The 24,050-nt window shown below is 69.1% G+C and carries 23 protein-coding genes and 1 pseudogene; 15 read left to right on the top strand and 9 right to left on the bottom strand.

Annotated elements, in window-relative coordinates; all coding sequences use genetic code 11:
* Positions 1-280, bottom strand: a 280-nt coding sequence (locus tag BM228_RS16210) for a transposase (protein ID WP_139234100.1), incomplete at its 3' end; no start/stop codon positions are given.
* Between the two features lie 199 nt (positions 281-479).
* Complete coding sequence (locus BM228_RS16205; protein ID WP_092042271.1) at positions 480-1,919, bottom strand: aminotransferase-like domain-containing protein; 1,440 nt, start codon at positions 1,917-1,919, stop codon at positions 480-482.
* Positions 1,920-2,276: 357 nt separating this feature from the next.
* Here BM228_RS16205 and BM228_RS16200 point away from each other — a divergent pair, with 357 nt between their 5' ends.
* From BM228_RS16200 to BM228_RS16165, 8 genes are all read left to right on the top strand, one after another.
* The gene (locus BM228_RS16200; RefSeq protein ID WP_058191264.1) at positions 2,277-2,759 is read left to right on the top strand and encodes an MSMEG_0572/Sll0783 family nitrogen starvation response protein; all 483 of its coding nucleotides are present in this window, start codon (positions 2,277-2,279) and stop codon (positions 2,757-2,759) included.
* 82 nt (positions 2,760-2,841) lie between these two features.
* Entirely contained in the window at positions 2,842-3,918 is a 1,077-nt protein-coding gene (locus BM228_RS16195) for a Nit6803 family nitrilase (RefSeq protein ID WP_092042270.1), read from the top strand.
* A complete protein-coding gene (locus tag BM228_RS16190; protein ID WP_092042296.1) occupies positions 3,872-4,975 on the top strand; it encodes an MSMEG_0568 family radical SAM protein in 1,104 nt (367 codons plus the stop codon). The genes BM228_RS16195 and BM228_RS16190 overlap by 47 nt, the downstream gene beginning before the upstream one ends.
* Complete coding sequence (locus BM228_RS16185) at positions 4,972-5,517, top strand: MSMEG_0567/Sll0786 family nitrogen starvation N-acetyltransferase (protein ID WP_092042294.1); 546 nt, start codon at positions 4,972-4,974, stop codon at positions 5,515-5,517. Before BM228_RS16190 ends, BM228_RS16185 begins: the two co-directional genes overlap by 4 nt.
* Entirely contained in the window at positions 5,517-6,512 is a 996-nt protein-coding gene (locus tag BM228_RS16180) for a sll0787 family AIR synthase-like protein (RefSeq protein WP_092042268.1), read from the top strand. The genes BM228_RS16185 and BM228_RS16180 overlap by 1 nt, the downstream gene beginning before the upstream one ends.
* On the top strand, positions 6,509-7,684 hold the full coding sequence (locus BM228_RS16175) for an MSMEG_0565 family glycosyltransferase (RefSeq protein WP_092042267.1): 1,176 nt from the start codon (positions 6,509-6,511) through the stop codon (positions 7,682-7,684). The genes BM228_RS16180 and BM228_RS16175 overlap by 4 nt, the downstream gene beginning before the upstream one ends.
* Entirely contained in the window at positions 7,677-7,958 is a 282-nt protein-coding gene (locus BM228_RS16170) for an MSMEG_0570 family nitrogen starvation response protein (protein WP_092042265.1), read from the top strand. The genes BM228_RS16175 and BM228_RS16170 overlap by 8 nt, the downstream gene beginning before the upstream one ends.
* Positions 7,959-7,996: 38 nt before the next feature.
* Entirely contained in the window at positions 7,997-9,265 is a 1,269-nt protein-coding gene (locus BM228_RS16165; protein ID WP_092042264.1) for an MSMEG_0569 family flavin-dependent oxidoreductase, read from the top strand.
* 134 nt (positions 9,266-9,399) lie between these two features.
* Here the strand turns inward: BM228_RS16165 and BM228_RS35385 are convergent.
* A pseudogene (locus tag BM228_RS35385) lies at positions 9,400-9,753 on the bottom strand (transposase); the annotation flags it as partial.
* Positions 9,754-10,508: 755 nt separating this feature from the next.
* On the opposite strand from BM228_RS35385, the gene BM228_RS16150 reads away from it, so the two are divergent.
* Positions 10,509-10,811, top strand: a complete 303-nt coding sequence (locus tag BM228_RS16150; protein WP_092042258.1) for a hypothetical protein — start codon at positions 10,509-10,511, stop codon at positions 10,809-10,811.
* 16 nt (positions 10,812-10,827) lie between these two features.
* Here the strand turns inward: BM228_RS16150 and BM228_RS16145 are convergent, their stop codons facing one another.
* Complete coding sequence (locus BM228_RS16145; RefSeq protein WP_092042256.1) at positions 10,828-11,640, bottom strand: IS5 family transposase; 813 nt, start codon at positions 11,638-11,640, stop codon at positions 10,828-10,830.
* Positions 11,641-12,197: 557 nt separating this feature from the next.
* Complete coding sequence (locus tag BM228_RS16140; RefSeq protein WP_092042255.1) at positions 12,198-12,455, bottom strand: hypothetical protein; 258 nt, start codon at positions 12,453-12,455, stop codon at positions 12,198-12,200.
* A gap of 104 nt (positions 12,456-12,559) precedes the next feature.
* Here BM228_RS16140 and BM228_RS16135 point away from each other — a divergent pair, with 104 nt between their 5' ends.
* The gene (locus tag BM228_RS16135; protein ID WP_007559814.1) at positions 12,560-12,799 is read left to right on the top strand and encodes a DUF2188 domain-containing protein; all 240 of its coding nucleotides are present in this window, start codon (positions 12,560-12,562) and stop codon (positions 12,797-12,799) included.
* Positions 12,800-12,815: 16 nt separating this feature from the next.
* Positions 12,816-14,342, top strand: a complete 1,527-nt coding sequence (locus BM228_RS16130; protein WP_092042253.1) for a DUF6880 family protein — start codon at positions 12,816-12,818, stop codon at positions 14,340-14,342.
* Between the two features lie 274 nt (positions 14,343-14,616).
* On the opposite strand, the gene BM228_RS16125 is transcribed toward BM228_RS16130, so the two are convergent.
* Positions 14,617-14,985 (bottom strand): DUF427 domain-containing protein, encoded by a 369-nt coding sequence (locus tag BM228_RS16125; RefSeq protein ID WP_092042252.1) that lies wholly within the window; start codon positions 14,983-14,985, stop codon positions 14,617-14,619.
* Positions 14,982-15,872 carry a methyltransferase domain-containing protein gene (locus tag BM228_RS16120; protein WP_092042250.1) on the bottom strand — a complete coding sequence of 297 codons (891 nt, stop codon included), beginning with the start codon at positions 15,870-15,872 and terminating at the stop codon, positions 14,982-14,984. The genes BM228_RS16125 and BM228_RS16120 overlap by 4 nt, the downstream gene beginning before the upstream one ends.
* A gap of 170 nt (positions 15,873-16,042) precedes the next feature.
* On the opposite strand from BM228_RS16120, the gene BM228_RS16115 reads away from it, so the two are divergent.
* Together BM228_RS16115 and BM228_RS16110 are read left to right on the top strand one after the other, a co-directional pair.
* Positions 16,043-16,288, top strand: a complete 246-nt coding sequence (locus BM228_RS16115) for a hypothetical protein (RefSeq protein ID WP_092042249.1) — start codon at positions 16,043-16,045, stop codon at positions 16,286-16,288.
* A gap of 18 nt (positions 16,289-16,306) precedes the next feature.
* A complete protein-coding gene (locus BM228_RS16110) occupies positions 16,307-17,068 on the top strand; it encodes a ComF family protein (RefSeq protein ID WP_092042247.1) in 762 nt (253 codons plus the stop codon).
* 6 nt (positions 17,069-17,074) lie between these two features.
* Here the strand turns inward: BM228_RS16110 and BM228_RS16105 are convergent, their stop codons facing one another.
* A complete protein-coding gene (locus BM228_RS16105) occupies positions 17,075-17,668 on the bottom strand; it encodes a GNAT family N-acetyltransferase (protein ID WP_092042245.1) in 594 nt (197 codons plus the stop codon).
* A gap of 297 nt (positions 17,669-17,965) precedes the next feature.
* On the opposite strand from BM228_RS16105, the gene zapE reads away from it, so the two are divergent.
* Positions 17,966-19,198 carry a cell division protein ZapE gene (gene zapE / locus BM228_RS16100; RefSeq protein ID WP_092042293.1) on the top strand — a complete coding sequence of 411 codons (1,233 nt, stop codon included), beginning with the start codon at positions 17,966-17,968 and terminating at the stop codon, positions 19,196-19,198.
* Positions 19,195-22,149: a response regulator gene (locus tag BM228_RS16095; protein WP_244537165.1), complete on the top strand. Its 2,955-nt coding sequence runs from the start codon at positions 19,195-19,197 to the stop codon at positions 22,147-22,149. The genes zapE and BM228_RS16095 overlap by 4 nt, the downstream gene beginning before the upstream one ends.
* Positions 22,150-22,178: 29 nt before the next feature.
* Here BM228_RS16095 and ubiB read toward each other — a convergent pair whose 3' ends face one another.
* The gene (gene ubiB / locus BM228_RS16090) at positions 22,179-23,741 is read right to left on the bottom strand and encodes a 2-polyprenylphenol 6-hydroxylase (protein WP_092042244.1); all 1,563 of its coding nucleotides are present in this window, start codon (positions 23,739-23,741) and stop codon (positions 22,179-22,181) included.
* Between the last annotated feature and the right edge of the window lie 309 nt (positions 23,742-24,050).

Genomic DNA, 24,050 nt, shown 5'->3' with positions numbered 1-24,050 from the left:
CCGCCCCGTGCAGGCGCTCCAAGAGCACCTGATGCAGGCGGGCCCATACGCCGGCCGCCTGCCAGTCGCGCAGGCGCCGCCAGCAACTCATCCCGCAGCCGCAGCCCATCTCCGCTGGCAGCATCTCCCACGGAACGCCTGAGCGCAGCACGAACAGAATGCCGGTCAACGCAGCTCGGTTCTCGATCGGCCGTCGGCCACCTTTTGGACGTGGGCGGGACGGCGGCAGAAGCGGCGCAATCTCGGTCCAGAGATCATCGGGCAGAAGCGGACGAGCCATCACGACCAACGCCCGCCCGCCCAATCCGTGCCCGTTCTGTTAGGCGCTCTTAGTCTTCTGACGTTGTGTCCCACAAACGGATCTTCATACACCGCTGTGGCCATTCACGTCAGGATCGCGAGCAGGCTGAGGCTGCGGCCGGCAAGTGTACCTTCGACCGACCGCGCGCGCGCCGCGACCTGTTCCCGGTTTGGATGGATCAGATGTAGGCTGAGGCGAGGGCCGGCGAGCCTTCGAGGGCGTGGGCGAGCACTTCCAGTCCGTGCGTGATCTGTTGCCGGGTGGAGGGGCCGCCCAGACAGAGGCGGACCGCCTCCGGCGGCGTCCCCGCGACGCAGAAAGGGTCGCTGGCGATGACGCCGAGCCCGGCCGACCGACCTTGGCTGGCGAAGGCCGAGCGCGTCCAGCCCTCCGGCAGCGTGATCCAGACGTGGAAGGCATGCGGATCGGCGGTGTAGGTCCCGGCGGGAAGCATCGCGGTTGCGATGCGTTGGCGCGCGGCCGATTCCTCGCGAACGAACTGCACGATGGCCTCCGCCGTGCCGTCCATGATCCACCGCGTCGCCAGGGCCGTCGAGATCGGCGAGGCCATGACCGTGGCCGCGCGCAGGGCGCCGCCCAGTGGCAGGGCGGACCGGGCGCTCGGGGCGACCAGGAAGGCGAGTCGAAGTCCGGCACCCAGGCACTTGGCGAGGCCTGCCACGTAGTAAGTGATCTCCGGCGCGAGTTCCGCAAAACTCGGCGGCGGGGTCGGGCAGATGCGGGCGTAGGCGTCGTCCTCGATGATGGTGACGGCGTATCGCCGCGCAACCGCGATCACGGCCTCGCGCCGCGTCCTGGGCAGGGTCGCGGTGGTGGGGTTCTGCAGCAATGGATTCAGGTAGATGGCCTTCGGTGCCACTTTGGTGCAGGCGGCGGCGAACGCATCAGGATCGACCCCGTACCGGTCCATGGGCAGATCGACGAGGCGCAGGCGCAAATGCGCCGCGAGCGCGCGGATACCGGGATAGGTGATCCGCTCGGCGCAGATCGTGTCGCCCGGCCTTGCCACCTGCCCCAGGATGCTGAACAGGGCGCTGTGCGCCCCCGGGCAGATCAGCAGACGCTCGCAGGACGTGACGACCCCGCGGCCTTTCAGCCAGCGCAGAGCCGCCTCCTTGTCCTCCTCGGTCCCGCCGAAGCCCTGGTAGCGCAACAGGTTGGTGAGATTGCCGGACAGGTCCACGAACGCGGCTTGCATCCGGGCTTGCAGGGCCGGCGCGTCGGGCTCGGGGGGCAGGTTCATGGTGAAATCGACCGGACCGATTCGACGCGCTGCCGCGGCATCGGTCGAACGGGGCGTGCGAGCCGGATCGACCACGAAGGTCCCCTGGCCGACGCGCCCCTCGATCAGTCCGCGCTTATGGGCCTCGACGTAGCCGCGTGAAACCGTCGTGAAGTTCAGATCGAGCGCCTCGGCGAGGGCGCGCTGGGTCGGGAGGCGCGTTCCCACCGTCAGGCGCCCCGTCCGGATGTCGTCGGCCAAGGCCTCCGCAATCGCGAGGTAATGAGGCTTGCCCCACCGCTTCAGATCCGGCGTCCAGGCGCCGGTCCCTCCGGTCTGCGCGTTCGGTCGTTCGTCTCGCTCGGGCGATGTCATACGTGGCGACCCAGATCATGATGCGATCAATGCTTAATTGTATGGCCTGCAATAGCCGTACCGCGATCACGCTCCGCAGGACCATTCTCCGGCATCCATACAATGCCGACAATCTTCGATCCGTAAACAGGCATCCTCTGGTAATTGTGTACTCATGTTCCGCTCGATAAATAGGCGCCGGGCGCAGGGCCGAATATGCCCGAGCCAGCCGTATTGATCGCATCATTGTATGAATATCGCTCCGACACCTTGTATGGCTGATTGATCGATGTCCTCTGGCACACCGCTTGCCATGAATGGTTTACGGCCGCTCGAAGTTCAGTCTTCCGCGGTCCAATCCTTCGAGGAGAGAAATCAATGCCTGCTGTGAACCGCGAGCCTCACAAGAAGGGCGACTTCCTGGTCGATTACGAGGAGAAGGTCTTCGAGGACGTCAAGGCCGAGCCGGGCCAGAAGGCGCTGGTGACCTTCCATACCGTCGCGTTCGAGGGCTCCATCGGCCTCGTCAACCTGCTCCAGGCCACGCGCCTGCAGCGCAAGGGCTTCGAGACCTCGATCCTGCTCTACGGTCCGGGCATTACGCTGGGCGTCCAGCGCGGCTTCCCACGGCTCGGCGACGAGGCCTTTCCGGGGCACCTCAACTTCAACAACCAGCTCGAGAAATTCATGGCCGAGGGTGGCAAGGTCTATGCGTGCCGGTTCTCGACCCAGGCCCTCTACGGCCACGGCGAGGCCGCCTTCATCGAGGGCATCCGCATGATCAACCCTCTCGACGTCCTCGACTGCATCCTCCTGCACAAGCGCGACAACGCGGTGATCATCGACACCTGGACCGTCTGACCGGCCTTTGGCCTCCAGTCCGGGACGTCGCATCCGGCGGCCGCGCACGACGCGGCCGCCGTTCACAGCCGGAGGATCTCCCATGTCAGACAGCCGGATCGTGCGGGCCGCCGCCGTCCAGATCGCCCCGGACCTCGACCGGCCGGAGGGCACTCTGGAGCGGGTGCTCAATGCCATCGATGAGGCCGCCGCCAAGGGCGCGCGCTTCATGGTCTTTCCCGAGACTTTCGTCCCCTATTACCCTTACTTCTCCTTCGTGCTGCCGCCGGCGATGCAGGGCGCCGAGCATCTGCGCCTCTACGAGCGGGCCGTGACGGTGCCGGGACCCGTGACCCAGGCGGTCTCCGCCGCCGCACGCCGTCACGGAGCGGTCATCGTGCTCGGGGTCAACGAGCGCGATCACGGCTCGCTCTACAATGCGCAGCTGATCTTCGATGCCGACGGGAGCCTCAAGCTCAAGCGCCGTAAGATCACGCCGACCTATCATGAGCGCATGATCTGGGGTCAGGGCGACGGCGCCGGCCTCACCGTGGTCGACACGGCGGTGGGTCGCGTCGGCGCGCTGGCCTGCTGGGAGCACTACAATCCGCTCGCCCGCTACGCCCTGATGGCGCGCCATGAGGAGATCCACGCGGCCCAGTTTCCGGGCTCCCTCGTGGGCCAGATCTTCGCCGACCAGATGGAGGTGACGATCCGCCATCACGCCCTGGAGGCGGCCTGCTTCGTGGTCAACGCCACGGGCTGGCTCACCGACGAGCAGGTGGCGCAGGTCTGCCCGGACGAGCGCCTGCGCGGCGCCTGCCGCGGCGGCAACTGCACCGCCATCGTCTCGCCCGAAGGCAAGCACCTCGCGGAGCCGCTGGGCGCCGGCGAGGGCATCCTGATCGCCGACATGGACCTGGCGCTGGTGACCAAGCGCAAGCGGATGATGGACTCCGTCGGCCATTACGCCCGGCCCGAACTCCTCAGCCTGCTCCACGACGACCGCCCGGCCTCGTTCGTGCACCAGCCGATCCGTTCCCAGACCGATTTCCGGAGTCTCGACCATGAGCAGCAGCCCGCTTCCGACGAGCCTTCCCACGTTCCCGCCGGTGGTGGCGGGCCTGGTCGGGATGCCGACGGAGCGCCTGATCAACGCGTTGCAGTCCTACGGCGTTAGGCTCGCCGACAGCCGCGCCGGGGCGCCGAGCCGCCGCGGCGGGGCCGGTCCGTCGGACCACAAGGCCATGACCATCGCGGGCCGGACCGTGATGGTGCCGGTCCACACCGAGGCCGCCTTCGATTCGCCCTTCCTCGTCCGCCGCCCGGACGACAACGGGGTCTCGGTGATCGAACATGACGGCGTGGTGATCGGGCAGGCGACCTTCCCGGGCAAGCCGCGCTTCTACGCGCTCTCGACCTTCGACGGCGTGCCGTATTCGAAGATCGCCGTTCTGCACGGGCGGGACGTACTCGCCACCACCGTGCTCCAGACCTGTATCCGCTACGCGAGCCGCACGAAGACCTGCCAGTTCTGCTCGATCGGCCAATCGCTCGCCGCCGGTCGCACCGTCGCGCACAAGACACCCGAACAGCTCGCCGAGGTCGCCCGCGCAGCCGTGCTCCTCGACGGCGTCAAGCACATGGTCATGACCACCGGCACGCCGAACGCGACCGACCGGGGCGCCGCCGTGCTCTGCGAGAGCGCCTTCGCCGTCAAGACCGCGGTCGACCTGCCGATCCAGGCGCAGTGCGAGCCGCCGGATGACGACCGCTGGTTCGAGCGGATGAAAGCGTCGGGCATCGATGCCCTCGGCATGCATCTGGAGGCCGTCACGCCGGAGGTCCGGGCCCGGATCATGCCCGGCAAGGCGAGCGTGCCGCTGGAGCGGTACTACGCGGCCTTCGAGGCGGCCGTTCCCGTCTTCGGGCGGGGCCAGGTCTCGACCTACATCCTGGCCGGGCTGGGCGACACCCCGGAGGCGATCCTGGAGATGGCCGAGCGCCTGATCGGGATGGGCGTCTACCCGTTCGTGGTCCCGTTCGTGCCGATCTCGGGCACCCCGCTGGAGAGCCATCCGGCGCCCGGCCCCGATGTCATGCACGGCATCCTCAAACCCCTCGCGGACATGCTGGTCGGCGCGGATCTTCGTTCGACCGACATCAAGGCCGGATGCGGGCGCTGCGGCGCCTGCTCGGCGCTCTCCACCTACGAGCGCGCGGGGGCGGTCTCATGATCTTCGAGCCCGTGCCGCCCTATTGGCCAAGCCACTTCCGCATCAAGTTCGCCACGAGTTCGTGGGAGCGGAACGCCTGCGCGGCGCTCCGCCGCCAGGTCTTCTGCACGGAGCAGCGCATCTTCACCGGGGACGACCGGGACGCCGTCGACGCGCACGCGATCCCGATCTGTGCCCTCTCGACGCTCGGCGGCGACGCCGACGCGGTCGTCGGCACCGTCCGCATCCACGAAGCGTCGGAGCATCCCGGCACGTGGTGGGGCTCGCGCTTGGCCGTCGCCGGACCGTTCCGCGGCACCGCCGCTTTGGGCGCCGGGCTCATCCAGGTCGCGGTCTCCTCGGCCCATGCGAGGGGCTGCACGCGGTTCCTGGCCCACGTGCAGGATCGGAATGTTCCGTTGTTCCAGGCCCTGCACTGGACGAGCCTCGAGGAAGTCGCCCTGCACGGGCGACTGCATCACCTGATGCAAGCAGACCTCGCGGCCTACCCGCCGATGCACGACCCCGAGCACGGGCTCGTCACATTCCGCAAGGCCGCGTGATGGCGGCGGGCTTCGACATCCAGTCCCTGGCCGGCCAGATCCGTGACGCGCGCGGGGTCGCGCACAAGCGCGACATCGATTCTGTCGTCGAACGGCTGGGACTGAACAGCCGGCACGCCGCGGTTCCGGTCGGCGACGATTGTGCCGCCATACCGGACGGCGACGGCCACCTGCTGTTCGCCATCGAGGGCTTCCTCGACAGCTTCGTCGCGGCCGATCCGTACTTCGCTGGCTACTGCGGCATCATGGTCAACCTCAGCGACATCGCCGCCATGGGTGGGCGCCCGCTCGCGGTGGTCGACGCGCTGTGGAGCCGGGATGCCGCGGCCGCGGACCCGATCCTGGCAGGCCTGTCCGACGCGGCGGCACTGTACGGCGTCCCGATCGTCGGCGGTCACACCAATACGCGCGCTGAAGCCGGCAACCTCGCGGTCGCCGTGCTCGGCCGCGCTGGCCGAAGGCTGCTCACGAGCTTCGACGCGACGCCCGGCGACGACCTCGTCGCAGCGATCGACCTGCGCGGACGCTTCCGCGACCCATACCCGTACTGGGATGCCTCGACCGGCACGACCGGCGAGCGTCTGCGCGGTGATCTCACGCTGCTGCCGGGCTTGGCGGAGAGCGGGCTCTGCCGGGCGGCCAAGGACATCAGCATGGCGGGCGTCGTCGGCACCGCCCTGATGCTGCTGGAATGCTCGCATGTCGGTGGCGTCATAGACCTCGACGCGATCCCGCGACCCGCCGGCATCCCGCTCGACCGGTGGCTCACCGCCTTCCCGAGCTTCGGCTACGTTCTGAGCGTGCACCCGGACTGCACGCCGGACGTTCTCGCGCGGTTCGCCGAACGGGATATCGCGGTCGCCACGGTCGGTAAGCTCGATGCAAGCCGGGTCGCCCGGGTGCGCCATACCTCCGGCGGAGAGGCCGTGGTCTGGGACTTCACGGTCAGCCCGCTGATCGGTTGTTGCCAGGATGACAGGGGTGGAGCCCGATGACGGCCCTGCGCATCGCCATCCTGACCCACTCCACCAATCCACGGGGCGGCGTCGCGCACTGCCTCGCCCTGGCCGAGGCCCTGTGCGCGCTCGGGCATGAGGCGGTGGTCCACGCGCCCGATCCGTCGGGGCGCGGCTTCTTTCGCGCGGCCGCCTGCCCGACGGTATCGGTGGCCGCAAAGCCGGTGGCCGGCACGACGGTCGACCTCGTGCGGGCGCGCATCGACGATTACCTGCGCCACTTCGCGTCCCCCGCCGCCTGTGACTTCGACGTCTTTCACGCCCATTGCGGCATCGGCGGCAATGCCCTCGCCACACTGAAACACCACCGCTTGATCGCCGGCTTCGTGCGCACGGTCCACCACGTCGACAGCTTCGCCGACCCGGTGCTCTCGGACTGGCAGGATCGCTCGATTCGTGAGGCTACACATCTGCTCTGTGTCAGCCACACCTGGGCCGACCGGATCGCGACCGATCGCGGTACGGAGATCGGTGTCGTCGGGAACGGCGTGGACCTGGCGATCTACCAAGAGGCGCCGACCGAAGCCGACCTGATCGTGAGGGAGCGCTGGGGCCTCGGTGTCGGGCCGGTCGTCTTGAGCGTCGGCGGATTCGAGGCGCGTAAGAACACGGCCGGGATCATTGAGGCTTTCGCGCTCCTGCGCCGACGCCATCGCCAAGCGCAGCTCGTGATTGTCGGCGGCGCTTCGCTCCTCGACCACGCCGCCTACGGTGCCCGCTGCCGCGCCGCTCTGCGAGCCCATGGGCTTGCGATCGGGCGCGGCGAGGCGGTGATCGAGACCGGGCCCGTCTCGCAAGAGGAGATGCCGGCCTTCTATCGCAGAGCGGCCGTCCTCGCCTTTCCATCCTGGACGGAGGGTTTCGGGCTCTGCGTCCTGGAGGCGATGGCCTGCGGCACCCCGGCGATCGTCGCTCGCCGGCCGCCCTTCACCGAGTACCTCCGGAGCGACGACGCCCTCTTCGTCGATCCCGGCGATCCCCGTGACATCGCCGACGCCATGACAGCCGCCCTGGCCCCGATGACGCGCGCGAGGCTTCGTGCTGCCGGTTCGACCCGGGCCGCTGCTCACGCCTGGCGCGCCTGCGCCGAGCGTCACCTCGATACCTACGCGGCCTGCGCCCGCGTCGAACGGGAGCCGATCCATGCCTGAGATGCACTTCCACATCCGCTGGCCCGATGGCCGGCGCGAGGCCTGCTACTCGCCCTCCCTCGTCGTAAAGGATTTCCTCGCGGTCGGCGAGAGCTACGCCCTCGACGACTTCGTCGAGAAGACCCGCACGGCCCTCACAATCGCGAGCGAGCGAGTGCGCGAGAAATACGGCTTCGCGTGCTCGTCGGCGATGGCCCAACTCGCCCGGATCGAGACCGCAGCGAAGCGGCAGGCCCCCGGGGGCCTCGTCACGGTCGAGACCTTCGAGTCCTGAACACGGCGCCTTCCTCGAAGCATCGCGGAGTTAGAGCCATGACGTCCACGCCCCGTCACGTCCCGGTCGCCATCGTCGGCGGTGGCCAGGCCGGTCTCTCGGTCAGCTATCACCTGAAGCAGCGTGGGATCGATCATCTCGTCTTCGAGAAGGCATCCGCGGCGCACACGTGGTCGAGCCAGCGCTGGGACACGTTCTGCCTGGTCACGCCGAATTGGCAGTGCGACCTGCCCGGCCATCCCTACGACGGGCCGGATCCGGACGGGTTCATGAAGAAGGACGAGATCGTCGCGTATCTGAAGAACTTCGTGGCGAAGGTGAACCCGCCGATCCGGGAGGGTGTCGCGGTCACACGCGTCGAACGGCGCGACGACGGTGTTTTCTCAGTGAAGACCTCGGACGGCGACTATACGGCGAACGAGGTCGTGGTCGCCTCGGGCGGCTATCACACCCCGATCATCCCGCGCATGGCGGAGAAGTTGCCGGGGTCGGTCACGCAGATCCACTCGAACCAGTATCGCAACCCGGCTCAACTGCCGGAGGGCGAAGTTCTGGTGGTCGGCTCAGGTCAGTCCGGCGCGCAGATCGCCGAAGACCTGCATCTCGCCGGCCGTGTGGTGAATCTCGCGGTCGGCGATGCGCCGCGCTGCGCCCGGTTGTACCGCGGCCGCGACGTCGTCACCTGGCTCGCCGATATGGGCTATTACGAGATGACCGTCGACAACCATCCGCTGCGCGACGGCGTCCGCGACAACACCAACCACTACGTGACCGGGCGCGACGGGGGCCGGGACATCGACCTGCGCCGCTTCGCCAAGGAGGGCATGAAGCTCTACGGTGTACTGGAAGATTTTGCCGACGGCAGCCTACGTTTCCGCGACAATCTCAAGCGCTCACTCGACGGGGCCGACCGCACGTACAACGGCATCAATGCGGCCATCGACAAGTACATCGCCGAAAACAACGTCGATGCTCCGGTGCAGGCGCACTACACCCCCGTTTGGGAGCCGGGCGAGCCCATCACCCGTCTCGCTCTCGAAGGCTCCGGCATCACCGCGATCGTCTGGTGCATCGGCTTCACGCCGGACTTCCGATGGCTCGACGCGTCCGTGTTCAACGGCGCGGGAAACCCCAAGCACAAGCGCGGCGTGACGCAGGAGGACGGCGTCTATTTCATCGGTCTGCCCTGGCTGAATACCTGGGGCTCGGGCCGCTTCGGCGCGGTCGGCCGCGATGCCGAGTTCGTCGCGCAGACCATCCAGACGCGCATCGGCGCCGAGCGGTTCGCCCTGAAGTTCGCCGTGTAGGTGAGGCGCTCCCGACGCGGCCGCTGGTACGGCACCGATGGCTGCCTCAGAGCCTGTTTGAGCCCTTGATCTCGAGCCGGATTGTTGAATGCGCGGGCAGCCATAAGGCTGGCGAGGCATGCGAGACGGCCGGTTGTGACATCCAGGCGGCCGGCGCGCTCGCGCAGCAGGCCGCCCCAGCGGCCGAGCCAGCCGAAGGTGCGCTCGACCACCCGGCGCCGCTCCAGCACGACGACGCTCGTCTGATCGGGTTCCTTCTCGACGACGCGGTGGCGCATGCCGGGGATATGGCACCACTCCCGGCAGCGCTCGGCCGTAAAGGCGCCATCCAGAATGGCCAGAAATAGGCTGGGCCACTGCTCCTTGCCGTCATCGAGGACCGACAGCGTGTCGCGATCCTGCACGTCGGCCGGCACGACGGCCACCGCCAGGACGTGACCCTCGGCATCGACCAGGGCCACACCCTCATGGTGAGCCTGTCGAACCATTGCGCCCGACCAGCTTCTTGGCCCCGTCGTAGCCGCGCGGCCTGCGTACGCCGATGCACGGGACACTTTGTGTGTCGATGATCGCCACCCGCGGCGTGGGACGCCGGCCGCAGCGCCGTCGCTGCCGACGGACCAGAGCCCGCCTCCGGCTCTCGAACAGGCCCTTATCGATCCAGCGCTGGAACCAGCCGTAGACCGTGCGCCACGCTGGAACGCCGGCCGGCCGCGCCCGCCATCCTCCGCAGGTGCCAGGCGATCCCCGCCAACACCCGGCGCGCTGGGGTCGCATCCAGACGACCCGGCGGATCCGCTCGCTCCAGGAAGCGGGCCACCTCGTCCAAACCTGCCTGTGCCACCATGTCCTTCAGGCACGCCTCGTGACGCATCCGATGTCGGTCCGCCCACATCTGCTCGCCACTCCGCCCCGCCAGGCGGTATTTGTGTTGCGACACGAGACAGATGGGGACGGTCAGCAGAGGACCTCAAACAGGCTCTCAGATACCGTGAATCATGATGTAAAACGGATCGAATTAGTCTTCAGGCTCAATGACCAAGCGCTCGATCTCGACATGGCCGCCAGCTCTGAAACGAGCCGACCCAATGCTGCATGCACTCGACTGATCGGCGTTGGCGGTTTTCACGTCGAGTGCGTGAAGTCCATGCCGTTCTCCCGAATCATCGGGAGCGTACCGCATTACCCCAGGCTGTGAAGCGTGGTGGCTCGACACCGCAGGCCGAGCAGCTATCCTGCTGCCATGCGCACCTCTCTAGCCGCTCTCGCCTTTGTCGTCGCTGCCGGTGGGGCGCAGGCACAGCAGCAGCTGCCGACCGTTACAGAGCTGCTTACTGCCGAGGTGAAGGCTGCCCAAGCCTGCGAGAGCTCCGGGGATCCCGCCATCATCCGAGAGCAGTGCCGGCTCCGCGATCGCCTCAGCGGCCGCCTTGCTCAGGCCGGCTACTGCTATGGCCGCAAGGGCCAGACCGACGAGAAGAAGGAGTGGCACGCCTGCCAGCCGGACTCGATTTACGAGGACGATATCGAGGCAGTGCAGCGCTAAGAGGCCGTCCGAGAAGTCAGGGTGATCGGGCGAGGCGTCTGACGAGGATCATGACGGCTTCGGCGTAGAGGAAAGTTCTGGCGGAGGCGAGGGTCGCTTCCGCCTCCTGCCAGAGGCGCCGGTTGCGGCTGATCCAGGCGAAGAACCGTTCAACGACCCACCGGCGCGGATGCACAGCGAAGCCGACCTGATCCGGCGGCTTGCGCACGATCTCGACGGCGATGATCGTGGCGGTCGAGGGCTTGTCGCCGGCATAGCCGGCGTCGGCGAAGGCCTTGACGATGAACGGGAAGCTCCGGCGGGACAGGCGCAGGACCGGCACGGCACCGTCCCGGTCCTGCACGTCGGCCGGCTGCGGATCGAGGACGAGCGCACGCCCGTCCTTGTCGACCGACGCTTGGCGCTTGCGGCCTTTGACCCTCTTACCGGCGTCGTAGCCGCGCGGCTTGCCGCTCTCCGTGGTTTTGACGCTCTGGCTGTCGAGCACTGCGGCGGACGGCGAGGCTACGCGTCCGACACGCTCGCGATCAGCCAGGACGAGGTGGCGATCGATCCGGCCGAACAGCCCTGCGTCGCGCCCGCGGCTGAAGGAGCCGAACGTGGTCGATCGCGGCGGCAGATCCTTGGGGATCAGCCGCCATGCGATACCGCCGCGCAGGACTGAGACGATCGCGTTCAAGATCTTCCGCGGCGTCCAGACCGGAAGCCGCCCGCGCGGCTCAAGCCTCGGCGTCAGCGGCTCGATCACCGCCCACTCGGCATCGGTCAGGTCGGTTTCATAGCGAAGGCCGGCGCGGCTATGCTGCCGCCGGGTGGTCGGGGTCCGCATGGCGCTTCCAGGTCAGGCTTCAGCAACCCGCCTGGCATCATCGCCATCCCGGCCACTCAACCCCGCCTCGGATCATGATCGGACGGGCTCTTAGAGCCTTCAACGAAACCGGTTGTTGTAGGTTGGGTTAGAAGCCGATCGTGTATTGCCGGGGCTTCCCCGCAATCCGATAACCCACGGCCCAGGATTTGAAGACCGAATTTTGGACGATCAGCTAAAAGCCCGACAGAGCTGCATCCCGGATTTCCAGACGCTGCTCAGGGCGCGGCTATGACGTTCGACGCTTTGCACGGTCAGCACTCTGCTGCCGCAAGACACGCCTTCTGGGGTAACACCGGCGGATGCAGCTTGGCCTGTTGAGGACCGTTTTGCAATGTTAGGCGGTGTTATGCGTCGTCGGCAAAAAGGCCGAGCATTGGAACGATTTGTGGCCTGAAAATCATGGGAACTGTTAGACGCGGTTAAGCCGCTGCGCAGATCTTAAAATCTTGCGGCCGCAAGGCCGTGCGAGTTAAACTTCCGCCGTCCGCACCATGAAACCCGAATCGATGGCCGCGTCACTCCTCCGGGATCCGGCCCGGCGGCACCGGCCCCCGGCCGCGCTCGCGCTCCGTCCGGACCGGGCGCCGCTGACGTTCGGCGCGGATGTCGTCGCCGGTAGGCGGGGCGGACGGATAATTCGAAGCGAATGGGTTCGGCGGCGCGGACCGCGACGAGCCGCCGAAGAGCGAGTCGAAAAAACCCTCCTCGGCCTGGACTTGCGTCGAAGCGACGAGGAGGCCGAGGGCCAGAATCGGGCGGAGCAGCGTCGTCATCCGGCTCCACTAGCCCGACTTTCCGGCGGATCGGAGGCCGGCTTGGAACCCGGCGGCGGGCGACGTGTTCGCGTTCCACCAATCGAGCGCGTACAGGAGTCGTGATGTCCGAGGTTACCTATCGCATCGTCGAGCACGATGGCGGCTTCGCCTACAAGGTCGGCGACGTCTTCTCCGAGACTTTTCCGAGCCGCGAAGAGGCGCTTCAGGCGGCCCAGGCTGCCGCCGCCGAGCAGCAGGTCCCCGGCTCCACCGAGGGCATCCGCTACCAGGACCAGGCCGGCAGCTGGCACGACGAGACCGCGCAGGGCAGCGATCGCCCCCGCGCCAAGGTTGTGGACTGACCGGAGCCGGCCTGCCGTGGCGCCAGCGAAGACTGCAACCCCGGCGCGCACCAAGGCCCGTCCGAAGCCGGACGCTACCCCCAAGCCGGCGCGTCCCAAAGGCGCGCGCCGCACCACCCCGTCGCCGGAGACCCTGGCGGCTCTGGGGCCGGACCGGCTCATCGGGCTGATCCTCGGCGAGACCGCCCGCAACCCGACGTTCAAGAAGCTGGTGACCGCCGCGCTCGCCGCCCTTCAGGGGCCGGACGCCGTGGCGGCCATGGTTGACCGGCGGCTGGCCGCACTCGAATCGGCCCAGGGCTATATCGACTGGCAGAAGCGCCGGACCTTCGCCGCCGACCTCGACGCCACCGTGACGGTCATCCTCAACGAGCTACGTCCTCTCGATGCCGGCGCCGCCCTGGAACGGCTCCGGCGCTTCCTGGACGGCGGCGACGCCGTGTTGAACCGGGTCGATGACAGCACCGGCGCGGTGCAGGGCGTCTACGAGCGCGCCACCGACGCCTTCGTCGCGATCGCCGCTGGCCTGACGCCGGCTGAGGCCGCACGGGTCGCCACCGGCCTCGTCGCCCCCTTCACGGCCGACCCGTTCGGCCCCCTCGGCACGCTGCTGGGCGACATGGTGCCGACGCTCGCTCCGGACGCGCTGTCGGAGATCGATGTGGCGCTGGCGGAAGCGGCCGCCGGCATGGCGAAGGACGCTGCGCCTCGGAGCGAGGCCGCCTATCGCCGCGTCGCGGCGCGCGGCCAGATCCTGCGACTGCGCCAAGTGATCGCCGACCGGCGCAACGATGCCGACGCCTTCATTGCCCTGGAGCGCGAAATCGCGCCGGGCCGGGAGAACCGGCTGTCGATCGCACAGCGCCTGCTCGCCGCCGGCCGACCCATGGAGGCTTTGGACTGGATTCGGCGCGAGCAGGAGCCGGGCCTGCGTATCGTCACCCGCGCCGACCTGATCGCCGGCTTCGACCCGCGCGGGCCCGAGCGCGAACGGCAGGCGCTGGAGATCGACATCCTCGACGCGCTGGGCCGGGCCGACGAGGCTCAGGCCCTGCGTTGGACGCTGTTCGAGCGCACGCTCGATGCCCCGATGCTGCGCGCCTATTTCGCCAAGCTCCCGGACTTCGAGGACGAGGAGGCGCTACAGAAGGCGCTCGATCACGCCGAATCCTTCGCCAATCCGCACCGGGCACTCGCCTTCTTAGTGGGCTGGCCGGACATGTCCCGGGCCGCGGGGTTGGTCACCGAGAAGCGCAAGCTCTGGCAGGGTGAGAACTACGCCGTGCTGGCGCCGGCCGCCGAGGCCCTAGTCCAGGATTACCCGCTCGCCGCAACGATCCTGTATCGCCGCCTGCTCGACGGCATCCTCGAAGCCGGCCGCAGCGCCGCCTACACGCATGGTGCTCGCTACCTGCTGGAACTCGACGGCCTCGCCGATCGCCTGGCGGCAGGCGCGATCGACCCGGCGCCGGCTGCCTACCGGGAGAGGCTCAAGCGGGACCACGGCCGCAAGCACGCATTTTGGGGGTTGCTGCGGGACTGAGATGGTTTCGGCCGCGGCCTTGGGCGGCCCGATGATGATCCTAAGTTTTTCTCTCGAACACGTCGCAATGAAGACGCGCCTAAAAGCCGGCCCGTTTGTTGAATGACGGTTCTGGCGCGGCCATTCCCGTCATTGCCAGCGCAACGAAGCAACCCAGTGCAGCGCGCGATCTCCGAAGGTGGCGCATCCCTAGGTTGCTTCGCTGCGCTCGCAATGACGGTGTGGACGATTTTAAGCGCGGGATGGCCAGGGAGGGCGGGTGCGAGAGCCTACCCTAGGAGGCGTCTGAAACCTCGATGGCATCGACGCGATCGGGATAGAACGCCACGTGTCCCTGGATCGCCGCCACGGCGGGAAACGGCGCCTCGTAGCTCCACACCGCATCGGCGCGCCGGGTGCCATCGACAAGAAGATCGAAGTACCGGGCATCACCCTTGTACGGGCAGTGGCTGGTCTTGGCCGAGGGCACGAAATGCTCGGCGCTAATGTCGGCCCGGGGGATGTAGAACACCGCCGGGTAGCGGGCCTCCTCCAGGCGCAATGCGTTGCGGGTGTCCGCCACCGCCACGCCGGCGACCAGCACGCGGATGCGGCGCGGCTCCGGTGTGAGGGTGATCGGATGGTCCGGTCCGGGCTGTTTCATGGTGTTCTCCCTGGTTCGGGCTTCAATTCGATGGTGCCGAGGGCGTCGGCGAGGCGCGACTTCGCGGTTCCGGGGCGCAGCGGCTTCTGCTGGCTCTCATGCGGCACCCAGCCCGAGAGCCACAGCACCTCGAAGGTCGCCCGCACGCGCCCGTCGGGGTCCGAAAAGCGCTCGGCATAGACTTCGGCGGTCCGCACCAGCGTCGCCCGGCGCAAGGGCGTGCGGCGGCGCTCGGTGAGCACGTTGGTCATGCCCATGGCGCGCAGGTCGCGCATCAGCCCGAACGGATCGGCGTAGCGCACCGTCAGGGTATCGGTATCGGCCACCGGCAACGCGAACCCCGCCCGCTGCAGCAGCGCCCCGGCCTCGCGCACCGCCGCGAACGGCGCCACCCGGGGACTGATCCCGCCCTCGATCTCGCTCTCGGCCTGGGCGAAGCTCTGGCGCAGCTCGGTGAGCGTGGCGCCGCCGAGCAGGCAGCCGAGGAACAGGCCGTCCGGCCGCAGCGCCCGGCGCAGCTGGATCAGCGTCCCGGGCAGATCGTTGACGGCGTGGAGCGTCAGCAGGGAGACGGCGAGGTCGAGGCTACCAGCCGCCAGGGGCAGGAATTCCGGGTCCCCGACGATCTGGTTGCCGCCGGATCCGGGCAGGGCCGCCAGGCGCAGATGCAGGGCCTCCGGATACCGAGTCGCAAGCGCCGCGCCCGCCCCCGCACCGGGGGTGGCGAGGTCGAGGACCGTCGCGAAATCGCGCAGGACCGCGCCAAGGCGATCATCCAGGTCTTCGACGACCCGGTCGAGCAGAAAGCCGGCGTAACCGATCCGTTGGGCCCGGGCGAGGCGATGGCGGGCGAGGGCGGTGTCGAACAGGGCGGCCGGGGCGTTCATGGGCCTGCACATGGCGCTTGCGGCGGCGTCCCGCCAGCCTGCTTTTCAAGACCAAGATCGCGGCTGCACACAGCCCCGTGAGGTGCGCTAACCTCATGGAACGAGTCGACACCGGCGCCGTTCCTGCTGCGACTGGCCGCAAGGCCGAGATTGATCATGGAGTTCAGGTCATGAAGCGCACGCTCATCGGAGCCGCAATGGCCCTCGCCGCTCTCACCGCCGCGAGCGGCGCTGAGGCCAAGGGCTGCATCAAGGGCGCGATCGTCGGCGGCATCGCTGGCCATTATGCCGGGCATCACGGCCTGGTCGGCGCCGCCGCTGGGTGCGCCATCGGCCGCCACCGGGCGAATTCCCAGGCCCGCCAGCGGGATCAGGGCTTCGACCAGCAGGGCGCACGCCCGGTCTCGGCTCGCTAAGATCGGTTCTGTGACCGCATGACGGCGTTCGAGGCCGTCGCTTCGGCCCTGCGCGGCTTGCCGCGCGGGGCCTTGTCGTTGATCTACCCGCCGACTTGCTCCGGCTGCGGCGGCGCTACCGCCGATCCCGGCGCCCTGTGCCCGGCCTGCTGGTCCGGCCTGCGCCTGATCGAAGAACCCCTGTGCCAGCGCTTCGGCACACCGTTCGCGGTGGATCTCGGGGTCGGGCCGCTGCTCTCGCCGCGCGCCATCGCCGAGCCGCCGGTCTTCGCCCGTGCCCGGGCGGTTGCCCTCTACGATGAGGTCGCCCGCCGCCTCGTCCACCGGTTAAAGTACGAGGACCGTCTCGACCTGGCCGGCGCGATGGGGCGAATGATGGCGGCGAGCGGCCGGGTGTTGATCGCCGACGCGGAGTGCGTCGTGCCCGTGCCGCTGCACCGCTGGCGGCTCTGGCGCCGCCGCTTCAATCAGGCGGCCCTGCTGGGCCGGGTGATCGCCGGGGGCGCGGGGCTTCCATTCGAGCCATCCGCCCTGGTCCGCGTCCGGGCGACCCGCTCGCAGGTCGGTCTGAGCCGGGCGGCCCGGGCCGAGAACCTGAGCGGCGCGTTCCGGGTGGCCGAAGCGCAGGCGCACCGCATCCGCGGAAGGCGGGTCCTGTTGATCGACGACGTCATGACCACCGGCGCCACCGGCAATGCGGCTGCCCGGGCGCTCCTGCGCGGCGGGGCGGCGTCGGTGGATCTGCTGACCTTCGCGCTGGTCGGCGACACCGCCGGGTGATGCCGATCAGGCGGTGGCGCGCTCGCGATTCGGGAAGCTCACGGCCAGGGTGAAGTCGAACGCCTCCGCGATGCTCTCGTACCAGAGCGAGAACGGCGTCGGCCGAGCGAGGTGGAGCGCGCCCTCGGTTTCGGTGCCGGCCCGTTGCAGGGCGGCGCCGTGCTTGGCCGCCAGACGCAGCATCGGCCCGTTGCCCGACAGGCAACGCACATGCAGGTCGACCACGCCGCGATGGCGCGCCGCGCGGGCGATCCGGGCGAACAGGTCGGCACCGATGCCCTTCCGGCGGAAGGCGCGCTCGACCGCGAAGGCTGCCTCGGCACTCGGACCGAGGCCGTAGGGCGAGGCACCCGGCCCCATGGGCCGCAATTCGGCCAAACCGCGCAGTTCGCCGTCCACGAAGGCGCCGTACATCACACCCTGAGCGGTGAGCGCCTGCGCGGCATAGGCCCGCACGCCAGCTTCGCTGACATTGCCCATGAAGCGGCTCGCGCGTGACTCGGGATCGAGACGCAGGAAGTAATCGAGCACCGCATTGCGGTCGGCCGGCCATAAGCGCCGGACCGTGTGGGCCGACACGGCGAGGTGTCGAACGGCCATGATGGGTCTCCGGTCTGTGCGCGTTGTCGCGCAAGGTGATCCGGACGTTCCTCCCGAAAGACGGGGCTGATCTCGCATCCCCCTTGCCGTTGTGCAATGCAGCAAAATGACTGAGCCCATGCGTGGACACGCTGCCATGCGCCAACCGGATGGAACGGTTCGCCGGACCGTGTTCCGGGCTGGGCTTGATTCGGGTCAAGCTTGCGCGGCACAGGGATGCGGCTCAGGTCGGGAACGATCGATCGAGCGCGGGGGGTGCCGGTCAGGCGCCATGCGGAGCTGCAGGGGACCGGCGGCGTGAGCGAGCAATCCGGGAAGCAACACGCGCCGTCGGCGGAGGCGCGAGCCAGCGCCGTGTCGCCCGGCCCGGTCCATGAGCGCTACGAGGCCCTGGTCGCCACCGGCGCCATCGAGCGCGATCCCGCCCAGGCGCAGTTCGTGCGCGCCCTCGACCGGCTGCTGCAGGATCTCGGACGCCGCAAGCGCGCCAGCAAGACCAGCGCGCTCGGCTGGCTGTTCCGGCGCAAGGACGAGCCCGAGTCGCCCAAGGGGCTCTACATCTGGGGCTCGGTGGGGCGCGGCAAGACCATGCTGATGGACCTGTTCCACGACGCCGCGCCCGCGCCGAAGCGGCGGGTGCATTTCCACGGCTTCCTGGCGGACGCACACGAGCGGATCCACGCCTACCGGCAGGCGCTGAAAGCCGGGACCGTGAAGGGCGACGACCCGATCGGCCCAGTGGCGGACCAGCTCGCCGACGAGGCGACCCTGCTGTGCTTCGACGAGTTCACGGTGACCGACATCGCCGACGCGATGATCCTCGGGCGGCTGTTCGGCCACTTGTTCCGGCGCGGCGTCACCGTGGTGGCGACCTCCAACGTCGAGCCCGACCGGCTCTACGAGGGTGGGCTGAACCGGGCTTTGTTCCTGCCGTTCATCGCGACGCTGAAGGAGCAGGTCGAGGTGGTGCGGCTCGATTCGCGCACGGATTTCCGCCTGGAGAAGCTCGGCGGCGCGGCCGTCTACCACGTCCCGGCGGACGCGGCCGCCCGGGCGGCCCTTGACGCCGCGTTCAAGGGGCTGACCGGCAAGGCCAAGGGCCGCCCGGCCACGATCCAGGTCCATGGCCGGGACGTGGCGATCCCGGAGGAGGCGAACGGCGTCGCGCGCTTCGGCTTCGACGACCTCTGCCGCAAGCCGCTCGGCGCCTCGGACTACATGGCCCTGGCGCAGGCCTTCCACACGGTGATCCTCGACGGGATCCCGGTGATGCAGGAGGCCGAGCGCAACGAGGCCAAGCGCTTCATCACCCTGGTGGACACGCTCTACGACCGGCACGTGAAGCTGGTGGCCTCGGCCGCCGCCGAGGCGCAAGACCTCTACGTGGCCGAGACCGGCCGGGAGGCGTTCGAGTTCGATCGGACGGTCTCCCGCCTGATCGAGATGCGCTCGCGCGAATATCTCGCCCTGCCGCATGGACGGGTCGATTCCGAAGCCTCGGGTGCCAGCACCGGGCTGGTGGAGACGTGAACCGCCCGGGAGTCGGCTCGATCTTCCGTCTGCGGCGCCCGAACTGGCGCGGGGCCGGTCCGCTAGGACCGCTCCTCGGCTCGCCGGCCGCCTTCATCCTGCTCATCGTGGCGCTCGCGGCCGGCACGGCGAACTACGTCGCCGGAGAGGCCGACCGGGTCGCCACTGCACACGCCAACGCCACCATCGCCGGGGTCGAGCGCCTGCTCTCCGAGGTCAAGGATCTCGAGACCGGCGAGCGCGGCTACGTCTTGGTCGGCGAGGAGGATTACCTCAGGCCCTACACCCTCGCGCTGGGCAAGATCGAGACCGAGCTCGCCGGCCTCGGCGGCATCGCGCAGCAGCCGGTGCGCGCCGGCGGCCCGTCGCTCGCCGGGCTGGTGGCGCAGAAGCGCGATTTCGCCACCCGGGTGGTCGCCGCACGACGCGACCAGGGCTTCGACGCCGCCACCGACCTCGTCCGCACCGGCGAGGGCAAGCGTCTTATGGACGCGATCCGCATGGAGGCCACCGCCCGCCAGGGGATGACGGCCCAGCACCTCGCCGACCTGCAGAGCCGGGAGCGCTGGCGCGGGCTGATCCTGTTCCTGCTGTCCGGGGCGGCGGCGCTCGGGGCGATCGTGCTGCTCGCCCGGCTCGCCCTGGTGCGGCGCCAGGAATCCCTGCGCATGTCGCGCCTGCTCGACGGCGTGCTCGCCAACGCGCCGGTGGGCCTGGGCTTCCTCGATCGGGATCTCAAGATCCGGCACATGAACCGGGCGCTCGCCACCATGAGCGAGCGCGGCTTCGGGGCCGATCTCGGCGCGCCGATCTGGGCGATGTTGCCGACCCTGCGCGAGGCGCTTGCGCCCAAGCTCGCGGCGGCCCTCGAAGAAGGTCTGGTCTCGCCGAACGTGCCGGTGGCGGTTCCGACGCCCTCCGCCCCCGGGGGCGTGCGGCAGTTCTCCATGAGCTTCTACCCCCTGCGGGGTGAGGGGAGCGGGCGGGACAGCGGCCAGGACGTCGAGGGCGTCGGCCTCGTGGTGGTCGACGACACGATCCGCCACTTGGCGGAGGTCCGCACCCGGCGCAGCGAGGAGCGCTTCCGCTCGCTGATCGAGGCCAGCGCGGCGATCGTCTGGACCGCCAATCCGGAGGGAAGCCTGCACCGGCGCCAGACCGCCTGGAGCCGCTTCACCGGCCAGGACGAGGCCACCTATGCCGGCCTCGGCTTCCTCGACGCCATCCATCCGGACGACCGCGCCCACACCCAGACCGACTGGTCCCGGGCGGTCTCGACGCTCACCCCCTACGCCACCGAGCACCGGCTGCGCGCCCGCTCCGGCGCCTACCGCCACATGAGCGTGCGCGCGGTACCGATCCTCGAGGCGGACGGCACCTTGCGCGAATGGGTCGGTACCCACACCGACATCACCGAGCGCAAGGAGGCGGAGGCTGCCATCGAGGCGGCCCGGGTGGCGGCGGAAGCAGCCAACGAGGCCAAGAGCCAGTTCCTGGCCAATATGAGCCACGAGCTGCGCACGCCGCTCTCGGCGGTGATCGGCTATTCCGAGATGGTCCAGGAGGAGCTGGAGGATCTCGGCGAAGCGGCCCTGATCGCCGACATGAAGAAGATCGAGGCCAATGCGCGTCATCTCCTCGGCCTGATCAACGATGTGCTCGATATTTCGAAGATCGAGGCCGACCGGGTCGAGATCTACGCGGAGGATTTCGACGTGGCCGAGGTGGTCCGCGACGTCGCCGCCACCGTCGAGGGCCTGATCGGCAAGAAGGGCAACGCCCTCGCCCTGGAGCTCGCCGAGGATGTCGGCCGGGCCCATACCGACGTGACCAAGCTGCGCCAGTGCCTGATCAACCTCCTGAGCAACGCGGCGAAGTTCACCGAGAACGGCCGGATCACCCTGGGCGTCACGCGTACCGCCGAGGCTCTGCGCTTCACGGTGGCGGATACTGGCATCGGCATGAGCGCCGAGCAGGTCGGGCGGCTGTTCGAGCGCTTCACCCAGGCCGACGCCTCCACGACGCGGCGCTTCGGCGGCACCGGGCTCGGCCTGTCGATCACCCGGGCCTTCTCGGAGATGCTCGGCGGCGCGATCGCCGTCGAGAGCCGGGAAGGGCAGGGCACCACCTTCACCCTGACGCTGCCGGTGCAGTTCCAGGGCCCGGAGGCCGAGCACGCGCAGTCGCCGGGCGACACTCCGGGCGATCGCAGGACGATACTGGTGGTCGACGACGACGCCGCGACCCGGGATCTCCTCGCCCGCTTCCTGGAGCGCGAGGGGTTTTCGGTGGCAGTGGCCGAGGACGGGCGTCGCGGACTGGAGCTGGCCAAGTCCCTGCGCCCCCGGGCAGTCCTCCTCGACGTGACCATGCCGCAGATGGACGGCTGGGCGGTGCTGCGCGCCCTGCGGGCGGATGCCGAGGTCGGCACGACGCCGATCGTGATGGTGACGGTGCTGGACGAGCAGAACCTCGCCTTCTCCCTCGGCGCCACCGACTACCTCCAGAAGCCGATCGACTGGGGCAGCCTGCGCCACGTCATCGACCGGTTCCGACCGGCCACCACGGACGGCCCGATTCTGGTGGTCGAGGACGAGGCGGATGTGCGCGCCCATCTCTGCGCCTATCTCGGCCGCGAGGGTTTTCCGGTGGTCGAGGCCGAGAACGGCCTGCGCGCTCTGGAAACCCTGGAGGCGGAGCGGCCCTGCCTGGTCCTGCTCGACCTGATGATGCCGGAGATGGACGGGTTCGGCTTCCTGCGCGCCCTGCGCGCCCGGCCGGACTGGCGGGACATCCCCGTAGTGGTGCTCACCGCCAAGGACATCACCGCCGAGGACCGCCGCCGCCTCGCCGGCCAAGCCGACCGGGTGCTCGCCAAGGGCACGACGGGCTTGAGCGAGCTAGCCCGGGAGCTGCGGGCGCTGATGCCGGGGTATGCCGAGGTGGAGTGAACCGGCGGGGGCTCAGCCCCGCCCGGCGATCACAGGCCCCGGAACGCCAGCACCAGCGCTCCGATGGCGATGGCCCAGAGCGCGAGGGTCGACCAGATCGCGCGGTAGCGCTCGTTGCGGGCGAAGCGCTCCAGGCGCCGCGCATCGCCCGTGCCGGCTTCGTCGAGACGGACAAGCACGCGCTTGAGCCGCATCGCGAGGTCTGGAACGTCACCGACGAAGTCGGAGACCACCCGCAGCGCCTCGAAGCCGCTCTGGGCGCGCCCGAGCGGGCCGGCATTCTTGGTGATCCAGCTGCGCACCACCGGCTCGGCGGTAGTCCACATGTCGAGGCGCGGGTCGAGGGAGCGGGCCACGCCCTCCACCACCACCATGGTCTTCTGGAGCATCACCAGCTCGGTGCGCGTGCTCATGTCGAACAGGGCGGTGATGTCGAACAGGAGGGTCAGCACCTTGGCCATCGAGATCTCGTCGGCCCGGCGCTGGTGGATCGGCTCGCCGATCGCCCGGATCGCCTGCGCGAAATCCTCCACGGAATGGTGCGCCGGCACGTAGCCCGCCTCGAAATGCACCTTCGCCACGCGGCGATAGTCGCGCAGGATGAAGCCGAGCAGGATCTCGGCGAGAAAGCGGCGCTCGTTCAGGCCGAGCCGGCCCATGATGCCGAAATCCACCGCCACCAGCCGCCCCTCGGCGTCGACCAGCAGATTCCCCTGGTGCATGTCGGCGTGGAAGAAGCCGTCCCGGATCGCCTGCCGTAAGAAACTCTGGATCACCGTGCGCCCGATCGCCTGCGGGTCGTGGCCCGCGGCGGCGAGCTCGGCGGCGCTGTGCAGGCGCACGCCCTCGATCCACTCGGCCGACAGCACCTCCCGGGCGGTCAGCTCCCATTCGGGCTTCGGCACCCGGAAATCGAGGTCGTCCTTGGTGTTCTCGGCGATCTCCGAGGCGGCGGCGGCCTCAAGACGGAAATCCATCTCCATCAGCACGGAGCGGGCGAGGATCTCCACCACCTCGCGCGGGCGCAGCCGCTCGGCCTGCGGCGAGAGCGCGTGTACCACCCGGGCCATGAAGCGCATGACATCGAGGTCGCGCATAAAGCGTTCGCGCACGCCCGGCCGCATCACCTTCACGGCGAGCGCGCGCTGGGTGCCATCGGCGTCCTGCACCACGGCCTTGTGGACCTGCGCGATCGAGGCGGCGGCGATCGGCTCGCTGAACGACACGAACAGCGCATTCACCGGCTTGCCGAGCGCCATCTCGACCACCTTGAGGGCGGTCTCCTGCGGGAACGGCGGCACCCGGTCCTGGAGGCGTTCCAGGTCGGAGGCCGCGCGCATGCCGACGATGTCGGGCCGGGTCGCCAGGAACTGGCCGAACTTCACGTAGGAGGGGCCGAGCCGCGTCAGTGCGGCCGACAGCCCGGCTGCGCCATGCCCCAGGCCGCGCCGCTCCAGGGTGCGCCCAAGCTTGAGGGCGAAACGCAGGTGGGCTGGCAGCTCCGACGGATCGACGAGGGCGAGGGCGCCCTCGCGCGCCAGAACGAAGCCGACCCGGGCGCCACGGAACAGGTTGATCGCGGCGCTGATCATGGATGCACCACCGCACCTGCTTGGACCCGCCGAGCGCTCAGTCGATCGGACATGGCCACACTTTCAGCGAGCCACTCCTCTCCCTCTCGGCGACGGCCCAGACGGGTTTCGACCGTAACCGCAGGCAAGCTGTGGGCGCAGAAGGCGCGGGTCCCCTCTCCCGCACGGGAGAGGGACAGGGTGAGGGATGCGACCTCTCCGGATAGACCTGTCCCCTCACCCCAACCCTCTCCCGCACGGGAGAGGGGGCGCGTCACGGCTTTCAACAGCGCCTGTGCCTCGAACCTGCGAAGCCCGTATTCCTTTTGG

It is taken from the genome of Methylobacterium pseudosasicola, assembly GCF_900114535.1.
GTDB classification, from domain to species: Bacteria; Pseudomonadota; Alphaproteobacteria; order Rhizobiales; family Beijerinckiaceae; genus Methylobacterium; species Methylobacterium pseudosasicola.
The sequence above is the reverse complement of the archived record's forward strand: the minus strand, read 5'-3'. Positions and strand labels throughout refer to the sequence as shown.

Coding starts and splice junctions, on each gene's coding strand:
- BM228_RS16145 (WP_092042256.1), bottom strand. CDS start 11,640: ATGCGGACCCCGACCACCCGGCGGCAGCATAGCCGCGCCGGCCTTCGC.
- BM228_RS16150 (WP_092042258.1), top strand. CDS start 10,509: ATGCGCACCTCTCTAGCCGCTCTCGCCTTTGTCGTCGCTGCCGGTGGG.
- BM228_RS16200 (WP_058191264.1), top strand. CDS start 2,277: ATGCCTGCTGTGAACCGCGAGCCTCACAAGAAGGGCGACTTCCTGGTC.
- BM228_RS16170 (WP_092042265.1), top strand. CDS start 7,677: ATGCCTGAGATGCACTTCCACATCCGCTGGCCCGATGGCCGGCGCGAG.
- BM228_RS16110 (WP_092042247.1), top strand. CDS start 16,307: ATGACGGCGTTCGAGGCCGTCGCTTCGGCCCTGCGCGGCTTGCCGCGC.
- BM228_RS16165 (WP_092042264.1), top strand. CDS start 7,997: ATGACGTCCACGCCCCGTCACGTCCCGGTCGCCATCGTCGGCGGTGGC.
- BM228_RS16120 (WP_092042250.1), bottom strand. CDS start 15,872: ATGAACGCCCCGGCCGCCCTGTTCGACACCGCCCTCGCCCGCCATCGC.
- BM228_RS16190 (WP_092042296.1), top strand. CDS start 3,872: ATGCCGACGGAGCGCCTGATCAACGCGTTGCAGTCCTACGGCGTTAGG.
- BM228_RS16205 (WP_092042271.1), bottom strand. CDS start 1,919: ATGACATCGCCCGAGCGAGACGAACGACCGAACGCGCAGACCGGAGGG.
- BM228_RS16135 (WP_007559814.1), top strand. CDS start 12,560: ATGTCCGAGGTTACCTATCGCATCGTCGAGCACGATGGCGGCTTCGCC.
- BM228_RS16115 (WP_092042249.1), top strand. CDS start 16,043: ATGAAGCGCACGCTCATCGGAGCCGCAATGGCCCTCGCCGCTCTCACC.
- BM228_RS16185 (WP_092042294.1), top strand. CDS start 4,972: ATGATCTTCGAGCCCGTGCCGCCCTATTGGCCAAGCCACTTCCGCATC.
- BM228_RS16105 (WP_092042245.1), bottom strand. CDS start 17,668: ATGGCCGTTCGACACCTCGCCGTGTCGGCCCACACGGTCCGGCGCTTA.
- BM228_RS16175 (WP_092042267.1), top strand. CDS start 6,509: ATGACGGCCCTGCGCATCGCCATCCTGACCCACTCCACCAATCCACGG.
- BM228_RS16125 (WP_092042252.1), bottom strand. CDS start 14,985: ATGAAACAGCCCGGACCGGACCATCCGATCACCCTCACACCGGAGCCG.
- BM228_RS16140 (WP_092042255.1), bottom strand. CDS start 12,455: ATGACGACGCTGCTCCGCCCGATTCTGGCCCTCGGCCTCCTCGTCGCT.
- BM228_RS16195 (WP_092042270.1), top strand. CDS start 2,842: ATGTCAGACAGCCGGATCGTGCGGGCCGCCGCCGTCCAGATCGCCCCG.
- BM228_RS16180 (WP_092042268.1), top strand. CDS start 5,517: ATGGCGGCGGGCTTCGACATCCAGTCCCTGGCCGGCCAGATCCGTGAC.
- ubiB (WP_092042244.1), bottom strand. CDS start 23,741: ATGATCAGCGCCGCGATCAACCTGTTCCGTGGCGCCCGGGTCGGCTTC.